Source organism: Streptomyces sp. CBMA29 (genome assembly GCF_014596445.1).
Lineage (GTDB): Bacteria > Actinomycetota > Actinomycetes > Streptomycetales > Streptomycetaceae > Actinacidiphila.
Window position 1 is genome coordinate 1 of sequence record NZ_MECL01000097.1, and the last position, 10,576, is coordinate 10,576.

Genomic DNA, 10,576 nt, shown 5'->3' on the forward strand with positions numbered 1-10,576 from the left:
CACGATCGTGTCGCCGCCCGCGGTGGCGTCGCGCGCCGCCGCGCCGGTGTCGATCCGGCGCAGGGCGGGCCACATCAGCAGGGCGAGCAGGACCGTCGGCGCGCCGCCGACGGCCAGGGACCAGCGGCTGCCGTACTGCTGGGCGATCCAGCCGACCAGCGGCCCGCCGAGCACCGTGGTGCCGCCCCAGGCCATCGCCCACAGGGCCATCACCCGGCCCCGCATCGAGGGCGCGGCGGCGAGCTGGACCGCCGTCTTGGACAGGGAGTTGAAGGTGATGGAGCCGTAGCCGACAAAGGGCAGCGCCACCAACTCCCAGGTCAGCGTGGGCGCGAGGGCGGCGGCCAGGATCGCGATGCCCCAGCCCGTACCGGCCCACGCGAGGGCGACGGCACGCTGCGCGTTGGCGCGGCCCGCGATGGACAGCCCGCCGACCACCGCGCCGACCGCCATCAGCGTCGCCATAGCGCCGTACGTCCCGGCCCCGCCGTGGAACGCGCCGCGCGCCACCAGCGGGAGCGTGACGGGGAATTCGTAGGCCAGCATGCCGGTGACCGTCAGCATGAGCAGCGGCAGCAGGAGCGCGGGGGTGCGGCGCGTATAGCGCAGGCCCTCGCGGATCTGGCCCTTGCTGCGCGGCTGCCGCTCGGCCGCGTTCACCTCGGACGCGCGCATCATCGCCAGGCTGGCGATGACCGCGGCGAAGGACACCGCGTTGAGCGCGAAGCAGGTCGTCAGGCCCACGGCGGCGACCAGCGCGCCGCCCGCCGCGGAGCCGAAGACCCGGGCGAGGTTCACCGAGACGGAGTTCAGGGTGACGGCGTTGGCGAGCTGTTCGCGCGGCACCAGCTCGCCGATCAGGCTCTGCCGGGCCGGGTTGTCGAATACGGTCAGCGCCCCCAGCGCCAGGGAGAGCCCGATGACGATGCCGATGGTGATGACGTGCGTCGCGGTGAGCACCGCGAAGAGGAGGGCGATCAGCGCGGACGACGACTGCGTCACGTACAGCAGCCGCCGCTTGTCGTAGCGGTCGGCGATCAGGCCGCCGACCGGGCCGAGCAGGAGGAACGGCAGGAAGCGGGCGGCGGCGGCCAGGCCGAGGTCGCTGCCGCTGCCGGTCAGCCGCAGGACGAGGAAGGCCAGGGCGAGCGTCTGCATCCAGGTGCCCGCGACGGAGACGGCGTAACCCCAGAAGTACAGGCGGTAGTTGCGCACCGACAGGGAGGAGAGCATGCGGGCGAAGCGGCGCGCGGGCGCTGTCGTTTCCGCCGGCGCCGCCGCCTGGCCGCGCCGGGCCGGCCGGGGCCTCATGACGCGCTGGTGACCGTACGGCTCCCGGTCGGCTCCTGCGGGGGCCCGGCGGACGGCACCGGTCGGGTCGGCTGAACCTCGGGGGCGGTCGGGGCGGTGGCCTCGAACTCCGCCAGCCGTTCCATCAGCGCGCCCGCCGCGAGCAGCGTCCGCTGCTCGTCCTCGTCGAGCAGGGCCGTCATCGCCCGGCCCAGCCAGGAGTCGCGCTCGCTGCGCACGCTCGCCACCACGGTCCGGCCGCGCTCGGTGATGTGCACGGCGACCCGGCGGGCGTCGGCGGAGTCCTTGCGCCTGAGGACGTAGCCGGCCTCCTCCAGCTCCCGCAGCGCCGCGGCGACGTTCGAGCTCGTCATCTGCTGCTCTTCGGCGATCCGCCGGGGCTGCGTCCCCTCCGGCAGCCGGGTGACCGCGGTGATCACCTGCAACGCCGTCCTGGACACACCGTGCACCGGCAGCGCCTCGCGGCGCAGACGCCGCTGCAAGAGCTTCATCTGGACCCGGAACCGGCTCACCTCACGATCTTCCATAACTCCTATCCTACATAGCTATCTCGCATAGCTCCATGGGTGCGAGGGCCCCTTCTGACCTGTCCGCACAGGTGAATCCGGGTCGTGACGGCGCCCGGAGCGGGCTGGGGGACGGCTGCCGCACGGGGGCTGAACGGCGGTGCTCAGAGCCGGCCGGCGTCCGCGATCACTTCCGTGACGAACGCGCCGGTCAGCCGGAGCCGCCGCGCCGGATCGGCGAGGTCCGGGTCACGGACGAGCCCGGCAGGAAGCGGCTCCGCGCGGCGGTAGGCGAGGGCCGTACGGATCAGGGGGTGCCAGCGCGGTGCGAAGGTGTCGAGGGCGTACTCCCCCGCGCCCTCTTTGGAGACGACGTCCCCGGTGGCGACCGTGCGGTGCAGCCGGGACACACCGAGCACGCCCCAGGTGGTGAGCGAGCGTCCCGCCGAGCGCGCCGCGACCAGCGGTTTGCCTGGCGGCTTCCCGGCCAGCGCCTTCTCGGCCCAGGCGCTCCAGTAACCGTGCAGATTCGCCAGATTCCACGCGCGCAGGCGTTCCGGTTCCGGGTCGAGCCCGAGGGCGCCGGGGGCCGGGCCGCGCAGCGGGATGCCGCGTTCGCGCAGCACCTTCCACACCACCGGGTTGACGTCGAAGGCACGGCCGCGCGCGAAGGAATTCCCGGTGTGCGAGGCCAGCGGGCGGATGGCCGTCACCGGTCGGCGGAGGTCGGCGGCCGACACGTAGACGGCGTTCACCGTGCCGGGAACCGTCACCCGCGCCCGCAGCAGCGCCCGTACGGCGGGGGTGGCGTTGCCGACCGGGTGCAGCACCCGCAGCCGCCGTACGTCCCCCGCAGTGAAGCCGCCGTCCACCGCCGCGACGACGTCGATGTCGCTGCCGCCCGCGCGCCACGCCCCGAGCGCGGCCGAGCCGACCACGTAGAAGTGGGTGATCCGGCCCGGCAGCAGCCGGTCGGCGACGGACAGATAGCGGCGGGTGAGGCGGGCGGCGTCGGGATGGAGCATGCGGGGAGTGTGCCACGGGCGCCCCCGGGGCCCGCGGTGCGCTGTCGGCCCGGCGTCCCGTACGGGGGACGGCGTCCCGTACGGGGACGGCGGGCAGCCGGTCAGCGGGCGTCCCGCCCGGCGGCGCGCCACTCCGGTGCGAGGATCGACCAGACCTCGGCGTCCTGGCGTACGCCCCGGTGGAGGTAGGTGGCGCGCAGGAGCCCTTCGCGGGTCATGCCGAGCCGCTTGGCGACGTTGACGCTCGGCGTGTTCTCGGGCGACACGTTCCACTCCACCCGGTGGATGCCGCGTTCGTACACCGCCCAGTCGATGATGACGCGGGCCGCCCGGGTGACCAACCCCCTTCCGGCGGCGGCCGGTTCGAGCCAGCAGCCCACCTCGCAGGTGCCCGCCGCCGCGTCGAAGACCCTGAACAGGACACCGCCGACGAGCAGTCCGTCGAGCCAGATCCCGTAGAGGCGGCCCGCGTCGGCCGCCGTCTTGTCGGCGTACGACTGGAGCCAGTTCCGCGCCGAGTCCACGTCGGCGGTGGCGTCGGCCAGGCCGATGTGCTGTCCGACGTACTCGCGCCCGCGGTCCATGTGGGCCAGGAACTCCTCGGCCCGCCACGGCTCCAGCGGGCGCAGCTCGGCGTCGTCTCCCAGGGAAATCGCGAACATCTCGTCCTCCACGTCGGCCTCGCACAGCGGCGCCGCTCCACGGCGCGCGCACCCGCAGACCTATCGCAAAGGGAGCCGATACGACCAGCGGTTTTCGCCCGGCGCGGGTCCGTACCCCTGGGTCCGTGGCCCTGGGTCCGAACCCTTGGGTCCGTGGCCCTCCGGACGTACGGGGTCAGCGGTCGGCGCGGGCGCGCCAGGCGAGGAACGGGGCCAGGGGCGACTGGCCGTCCAGGTAGGCCCAGGGCATTTCGGTGGCCCGGTCCCCGAGGACCTGGAACAGCGGACGCGCGAGGCGGACGTCCCCGGCGAGCGCGAAGGTCATCGCGAAGGTGTTGAAGGCCAGCGGCCAGTCCCGGTGGCGTACGAAGTCCGGGTGGTAGACCGAGCGCGCGGCGGCCTCGTTCACGGCGCGGACCACCTCGGCGCCGGCCAGATACGGCGACTCCGCGTCGCCGCCGAGTGCCAGCCACTCCTCCAGGTGGGCCTGGGCGACGAGCTGGCCCATCGGGCTCCCGGCGGGGGCCGCCAGCATCGCCTCGCGGGCGAAGGCGTGCGTCCGGGCCCACGAGCCGCCCCACTTCGGGCAGAGCTGCTGCACGTGCTGCCGGTGGGCGGCGACATGGCCGGGCGAGCGGCGGCAGGTCGCCGCGAAGCGGCGCTCCGCGACATCGGTTCCGACGCCGAGACCGCGTCCGGTGATCTGGAGGAAGTACCAGGGCGCCGCCCAGGTCGGCTCGCGCTCGGCCGCCTCCAGCAGGCGGTCCTCCGCGACGGCCAGCCGGGCCCGGAAGAGCTCCCGCTGCTCGTCCGACACGTATCGCGCCGCGAAGCCCGTACGGGCGTGCCAGGCCCAGGCGACATGCCGGGCGCCGGAGACCAGCAGCGGCAGCGCGTCGTCCGGCTCGGCGGCGATCACGTCGCCGATCCACCGCTCCACCCCGGCGACGCTCTGCACGCCCTCCAGCAGGAAGGTCAGGTCCTCGCCGTCCGTCGCGGCGGCCAGTCGTCCGCGGATCAGCGGCCACTGCCCGACACCCTCGCGCGCCGCCGCCCGGATCTTGGCGAGCCGCGCGTCACCGTAGGACAGGTCGATGCCGGGGACCCGCTTGCGGCGCAGCAGGAAGGTCTCCCCCTCCGCGCGGCGCACCCTCAAGAGGCTGGTCCAGGACATACGACGCAGAATACGCCGGACGGCCCGATCGTCGCCGGTCCGGTGCCAGTCCCTTGCGGATACGTCGCCGGTCCGGTGGCCGCCTCTCGCCGGTCCGGTGCCCGTCACGCGTGCGGGTGGACCGGGGTCGGGCCGTGCACGGGAATCCGCCGCAGGCCGTGCTCGGCGGGCCATCCGAGCCTGGCGCCGTCGCCGCCGACGAAGGTGCGTACGGCCTCGGGATCCACGGCCACCGACGGTACTCGCGGGGTACGACAATCCCGCTCCACGGCGCCCGGCTGCCGCCGGAACCCGGTTGCCCTGGCCCGAGGCCGCTGCCACAGTCGTCGCCATGACTGCCGACCCCACGACGACTGCCACGAGTGCCACGACTTCTTTCGCCGCGCCTGACGGGACCCGGCTCGCGTACCACGCCCTCGGTGCGGGGCCGCCGCTGATCTGCCTGCCCGGGGGGCCGATGCAGGACAGCGCGTATCTCGGGGACCTCGGCGGTCTCGCCGCGCACCGGCGGTTGATCCTGCTGGACCCACGGGGCACCGGCGGCTCGGCGGTCCCCCAGGACACCGGCTCCTACCGCTGCGACCGGCTCGTGGACGACGTGGAAGCCCTCCGCGTGCATCTGGGTCTTGACCGGGCGGATCTGCTCGGGCATTCCGCCGGTACGAATCTGGCCGTGCTGTACGTCGCCCGCCACCCCGAACGCGTCGGGCGGCTCGCGCTGATCACGCCGAGCGTCCGGGCGGTCGATGTCACGATCACCGGGGACATGCGGCGCGGGACGGCGCTGCTGCGTGAGGGCGAGCCGTGGTTCCCGGCCGCTTTCGCCGCGCTGGAAGCGGTCGTCGCGGGCAAGGGCGACGCCGAGACGTTCCGGGCCGTGGACCCCTTCTTCTACGGCCGTTGGGACGACGCGGCCCGCGCGCACCGGGACGCGGGCGATGCGCGCAAGAACGCGGAGGCCGGGGAGATCTTCGGTTCCGAGGGCGCCTTCGACCCGGCCGCCACCCGCGCGGCCCTGGCGCGTTTCACCTCCCCCGTCCTCGTACTGGCCGGGGAGGTCGACCTCAACACCCCGCCCTCGGCCGCGGCCGAGGTCGCCGGTCTGTTCCCGCGCGCCGAGTCGGCCGTCCAGCCCGGCGCCGGTCACTTCCCCTGGCTCGACGACCCGGCGCGTTTCGTGTCGACCGTGGCGGCCTTCCTCCGCTGACGAGCACGCGGCCGAGAAGTCGGCCGTCAGGCAGCGGACGTGATCGCCTCGTCGAGTACGTCCCCGAACGGCGTCGGCGGGCGGCCGATCAGGGTGGCGAGCGCCGGGTCCACCGCGGTGAACTCGCCCTGCCTGCTGGCGGCGAACATCCCGAGGAGCAGTTCCGCCTGGGCCGGTGAGGCGCCGCGCCCGACGAGGAGGTCCCGGTACTCGTCGTCGCCGACGACGACGCGCTTGACCGGGCGCCCGGACAGTTCGGCGGCGGTCTCCGCGACCTCGGCGAGGTCGAGCGCTTCGGAGCCGGTGAGCGGCGCGGTCGGTCCCGAGGGGCGTACGGACCGGTCGTCGGCGGTCAGCACGCGCGCGGTGGCCTCGGCGAGGTCGGCGTGGGCCGTCCAGGAGATGGGGCCGTCCTCCGGCGCGGCCAGCTCGCCCGTGCGCACGGCGGCGCCGAGCAGCATGACCGCCGAGCTGGCGTAGTAGCCGTTGCGCAGGGAGGTCCACGGCACGCCCGAGTCGCGCAGCGCCGCCTCGGTGGCGGCGTGGTCGGGCATGGGCGCGAAGAGGGAGGTCGGGCTCGCGCCCATGTGGCTGGTGTAGAGGATTCGGCCGGCCCCGGCGGCCTTGGCCCCGTCGATCGCGGCGTGGTGCATGGCGAGGGCGGCCTCTCCGGTGACGCCGGCCGAGACGATCAGCACCTGCGCGGCGCCCTCGAAGGCGTGCGCGAGGGTCGCCGGGTCCGTGAAGTCGCCCCGCCGTACGCGGACGCCCTTTTCCGCCAGGTCCCGCGCCTTGCCGGGGTCGCGGACACTCGCGCCGATCTCCTCGGCGGGGACGCGGGTGAGCAGCCGGTCGACGACGGCCCGGCCGAGCTTTCCGGTGGCTCCGGTGACGATGATCATGAGGTATCTCCAGGTGGGTGAGGGTGCGAGCGGCCTCGACGCACGTCGACACGCGGTCGACAGATCGACACGCTGATACGTGTCGCCGTACCGGTTGCGCCGCGGGCACCGCCGAATCACTGCTAACAATGAATACGCTAGCACCGATACTGAATCACCGCTAACACGATTCCTGTTACCGTCGGCACCATGAGTGTCCGAGACATCGCCCCTGAGGACGGCCCGCGCGAGCGCATCCTCGCCGCCACCGCCAAGCTGCTCGCCGAGGGCGGCCGGGAGGCGGTGTCGACCCGGGTGGTCGGCGCGGCGGCCGGAGTGCGGGCGCCCACGATCTACCGGCTCTTCGGCGACAAGCAGGGCCTGCTCGACGCGGTCGCGGCCGACGGCTTCGCGGCCTACCTGGCCAGCAAGACGGACCTGGAGCCCGGCGCGGACCCGGTGGCGGACCTGCGGACCGGCTGGGACCTCCACGTCGGCTTCGGCCTCGCCAACCCGGCGCTCTACCAGGTCATGTACGAGCGGACCCGGGGCGCGGTGCCGCCGACACCCGCCGAGGTCGCGGGCGTGGCGGTCCTGGCCGGGCACATCCGCCGGATCGCCGAGGCGGGCCGACTGCGCGTGGGCGAGGAACGCGCCTGCCTGCTCGTCCAGGCCGCGGGCCAGGGCGTCACCCACACGCTGATCTCCCTGCCGCCCGACCGCCGCGACCCGGAACTGGCCACCTTGGCCCGCGAAGCGGTCATCGCCGCGATCACCACCGACGCCCCGGCCGCCACCGACCCCGCCGCCGGTCCCGTCACCGCCGCCGTGGCCCTGCGCGCCGTCCTCCCCCGGACCTCCGCCCTCACCGAGACCGAACAAGCCCTCCTGCGCGACTGGCTCGACCGCATCACCGCCGCGAAGCCGTAGCAGTAGTCGTAGCCGTAGCCGTAGCCCGTCTGTACCCCGGAGGCCCGCCGTGGCCGATTCCCGGTGACCGACGTCAGGCGTCGAGAGGCGGCGCTACGAGGTAGCCGGTGCCATGCCGATGACGCGGCGGAGACGTGCTCACACAGAGGTCGGCGAGACTGCGCCCGAACCATCGGCGGGGGCACCGGGGCGGGGGCGCAGCCAGGGCGTGAGTTGGACGATTCCCCACGTGGCCTCGGCCGCGAGGAACAGCCACAGGATCCGCGAAGCGCCTTGGGCCAGCGCGTACGCCATCCACGCCGAGAACAGGGTGCGCGCGATGCCGTCGAGCAGGCCGTGTTCGGGCAGGGTCCGTACGATGCGCAGGGCGGCCCAGACGACCACCACAGAGCCCATCAGATTCGCGAACAGGGTCTGCCACACGTCGAGTTCGGGCAGGACGCCCCAGCCGAGCGCGCCGCCCGCCGAGGACAGCGCGTCATGGACCCGCGCGTAGGTCCACGGTGTGACGAACCCCACGGTGACCGCGAGGTCGTACCAGGCACTCGCGCGTACGACGCGGAGATAGGCGGGGCGTGCGGGGGCGTGGAATCGGATCATGGGGGGGCTCCGGCCGGTTGGGGGGGCTCAGCGACGGCCTCACGCTAAACAGTGGAGTACGGTCCAAGGTCAAGTCCATCGGCCGAGGGGGGAGGCGCGGCATGCGTATCGGAGAACTGGCCGCTCAGACCGGGATGACCAGGGACGCGATCCGGTTCTACGAAAAGGTCGGCCTCGTCACGGGCCGACGTCTCACCAACGGCTACCGCGACTTCCCGCCCGAGTCGGTGGCCTGGCTGCACTACGTCCGCACCGCGCAGACGCTCGGATTCTCCCTGGCCGAAATCGCCCGGACCGGCGAGGAGTTGCGCGCGGCACCGGACCCCGCCGTAACGCTCTCCGCGCTGTTCGAGGAGAAGATCCGCCTCCTCGACGCCCGCATGGCCGAACTCGCCACCCTGCGCACCGAACTCACCGACCGCGTCGGCACAGGGCGCCCTCTGCGGCCCGTCGTCTGAAGGACCGAGCCACGACGGTGCCGGCGCTGGGACGGCGGTGACGCCCAACCCGGCCGTGGGGAGCGCCTGTTCCACGCCCACGCCGTCGCCGCCGCCCCGTGCGCACCGTCCGTCCCGGGTGACGCGCGCAGGCGGTGCATAGGCGAGGCATATGCCCCTGGCTGTCCGGCAAAGGGGGGTCCGCGGGCGGGATCAGGGCCGCCCCGATCTCCCCTTGGTGCCCGGCCCCCAGTACCCTCTTGATCCTCACGGCACCTCCTCCACGGTTCCCGGGCGAACCCCGGTCCCCTGTCGGCGTCTTCGGCGCTCGGCCCTCCCGTGGAAGGGGCAGTTCGGGCGGACAGCCGTGACCCCCGGCAGATCGGCCCGGCTGGCGGTGGGAAATCCGAGTACGGAACAGGGCGTCGAGGTGCCGCGGACAGCGGCTCCTCCTCAAGGGGCAGCGCGAGGGGCGGAATCAGGTGGACGACGACAACGGCACGGGCATACCCGGCGAGGGCGGCGCGACGGCCGGGCACGGCAAGCCGGCCGGGCAGCGGCAGCCGGGCCCGAGGCCCATGGCTCGGGCGCGGAAGACGGCGGCGCAGCCGCGTAAGCGCGCCCAGGCTCCCGACCGGGCGGCAGCGGAGACGGCAGGGGAGACGGCGGGGGACACGGAGGCGGTGGCGGACGCGAAGCCCGAGGGCGGCGCACAGGAAGCCGCCGCGTCCGAGGCGGCGCCGAAACCGCCCACAAAGGCGGCACCGAAGCGCGCTGCGGCGAAGCCCGCCGAGAACGCCACGGCAGCCGAAGTGCCTTCCAGCGCAAGCGATGTGACGGACACTCAGAAACAGCCCGAGGCAGCTCCCATGGCGGCTGCGGCGGCGAAGGCGGCGCAGAAGCAGGCGGCGGGGAAGCCCGCCGTGAAGGCCGCCAAGACCGCGAAGACGACGGCCAGCTCACCGGCCAAGACACCGGCCAAGCCACCGGCGAAAACCGCGGCCAAGACGGCGCAGACGCGGAAGACCGCGGCGGCGGCACCGCCCGCGGGCGCGGCGAAGAAGGCGGCGGGGACCAGCCCCCCGGCGAAGGGGCGGAAGACGGCAGGGGCCGCCTCGAAGGCGTCGCCGTCCAAGGCCGCCGCAGCGGCCGAGGTCCCGGAGCCCCAGGAGCCCGCCGCCGGGACGCCGACTCCGGTCAGCAGCACCGGACTTGTCGCCCTCCTCCAGGAGAAGGGCGCCCTCGCCCCCGAGTCGGCGCTCGTCGTCCTCAAGGGCTCGCTGCTCGTACTCGCCGCAGCCCACGAGGCCGGTGGCGCCCACGGCGACCTCGCGCCCGAGAACGTCCTGATCACCCCCGAAGGCGCGGTCCAGCTCGTCGACGCCGGACCGGCGGCCCCCACCCCGGAACAGGCGGAGGCGGACGCCGGACCGGCGGCCCCCACCCCGGAACACGCGCAGGCGAACGCCGAGCCGAGCGACGTACCCCCCGGCACCCCCTACAGCGCGCCCGAGCGGTGGGCGGGCGCTCCGGCGAGCGCGGCCTCCGATGTCTACGCGGCGACGGCCGTCTTCCACCAGAGCCTCACCGGCGCGCCGCCGTACGCGGGCGGCACGGCGGCGGAGCTGGCGGCCCAGCACGCCGAGGCGCCGATCCCGGCAGAGCAGGCTCCGGAGCCCGTACGGCCGCTGCTCGCACGTGGGTTGGCGAAGGACCCGGCGGAACGGCCGCAGAGCGCGGCCGAGTTCGCCGCCGAGGCGGAGGCGGTCGCCGTCGCCGCCTACGGCGCGGACTGGGAGGAGCGCGGGCGCGGTGAACTCGCCGCGCTGGTCGCCGTGTTGGC

Annotated in this window: 12 protein-coding genes; 4 read left to right on the plus strand and 8 right to left on the minus strand. The window is 74.3% G+C overall.

From position 1 onward, the window contains the following. The 6 genes from BGM09_RS15200 to BGM09_RS37710 all read right to left on the minus strand — a co-directional run. The coding region (locus BGM09_RS15200) for an MFS transporter (protein ID WP_188282111.1) at positions 1 to 1,311 on the minus strand (1,311 nt) is incomplete at its 3' end. Next, complete coding sequence (locus BGM09_RS15205; protein ID WP_188282112.1) at positions 1,308 to 1,838, minus strand: MarR family winged helix-turn-helix transcriptional regulator; 531 nt, start codon at positions 1,836 to 1,838, stop codon at positions 1,308 to 1,310. The genes BGM09_RS15205 and BGM09_RS15200, both read right to left, overlap by 4 nt. A 143-nt stretch (positions 1,839 to 1,981) precedes the next feature. Beyond that, positions 1,982 to 2,842 (minus strand): aminoglycoside adenylyltransferase domain-containing protein, encoded by an 861-nt coding sequence (locus BGM09_RS15210; RefSeq protein ID WP_188282113.1) that lies wholly within the window; start codon positions 2,840 to 2,842, stop codon positions 1,982 to 1,984. A gap of 101 nt (positions 2,843 to 2,943) precedes the next feature. Continuing rightward, entirely contained in the window at positions 2,944 to 3,504 is a 561-nt protein-coding gene (locus BGM09_RS15215; protein WP_188282114.1) for a GNAT family N-acetyltransferase, read from the minus strand. Between the two features lie 175 nt (positions 3,505 to 3,679). Then, the gene (locus BGM09_RS15220) at positions 3,680 to 4,678 is read right to left on the minus strand and encodes a hypothetical protein (RefSeq protein WP_188282115.1); all 999 of its coding nucleotides are present in this window, start codon (positions 4,676 to 4,678) and stop codon (positions 3,680 to 3,682) included. 104 nt (positions 4,679 to 4,782) lie between these two features. Beyond that, positions 4,783 to 4,905 carry a hypothetical protein gene (locus BGM09_RS37710; RefSeq protein WP_411158307.1) on the minus strand — a complete coding sequence of 41 codons (123 nt, stop codon included), beginning with the start codon at positions 4,903 to 4,905 and terminating at the stop codon, positions 4,783 to 4,785. A 104-nt stretch (positions 4,906 to 5,009) separates the two neighbouring features. Here BGM09_RS37710 and BGM09_RS15225 point away from each other — a divergent pair, with 104 nt between their 5' ends. Beyond that, positions 5,010 to 5,885, plus strand: coding sequence for an alpha/beta fold hydrolase (locus BGM09_RS15225; protein ID WP_188282116.1), 876 nt, complete (start codon positions 5,010 to 5,012; stop codon positions 5,883 to 5,885). 26 nt (positions 5,886 to 5,911) lie between these two features. Here BGM09_RS15225 and BGM09_RS15230 read toward each other — a convergent pair whose 3' ends face one another. Further along, positions 5,912 to 6,787 carry an SDR family oxidoreductase gene (locus BGM09_RS15230; RefSeq protein ID WP_188282117.1) on the minus strand — a complete coding sequence of 292 codons (876 nt, stop codon included), beginning with the start codon at positions 6,785 to 6,787 and terminating at the stop codon, positions 5,912 to 5,914. A gap of 189 nt (positions 6,788 to 6,976) precedes the next feature. Between BGM09_RS15230 and BGM09_RS15235 the strand changes: the two genes are divergently transcribed. After that, positions 6,977 to 7,696, plus strand: coding sequence for a TetR/AcrR family transcriptional regulator (locus tag BGM09_RS15235; protein WP_188282118.1), 720 nt, complete (start codon positions 6,977 to 6,979; stop codon positions 7,694 to 7,696). Positions 7,697 to 7,834: 138 nt separating this feature from the next. Here the strand turns inward: BGM09_RS15235 and BGM09_RS15240 are convergent, their stop codons facing one another. Continuing rightward, positions 7,835 to 8,296 (minus strand): hypothetical protein, encoded by a 462-nt coding sequence (locus tag BGM09_RS15240; protein ID WP_188282119.1) that lies wholly within the window; start codon positions 8,294 to 8,296, stop codon positions 7,835 to 7,837. A gap of 101 nt (positions 8,297 to 8,397) precedes the next feature. Between BGM09_RS15240 and BGM09_RS15245 the strand changes: the two genes are divergently transcribed. Together BGM09_RS15245 and BGM09_RS15250 are read left to right on the plus strand one after the other, a co-directional pair. Next, complete coding sequence (locus BGM09_RS15245; protein WP_188282120.1) at positions 8,398 to 8,754, plus strand: MerR family transcriptional regulator; 357 nt, start codon at positions 8,398 to 8,400, stop codon at positions 8,752 to 8,754. Positions 8,755 to 9,215: 461 nt separating this feature from the next. Continuing rightward, on the plus strand, positions 9,216 to 10,576 hold a 1,361-nt coding region (locus BGM09_RS15250; RefSeq protein WP_411158308.1), incomplete at its 3' end, for a protein kinase domain-containing protein.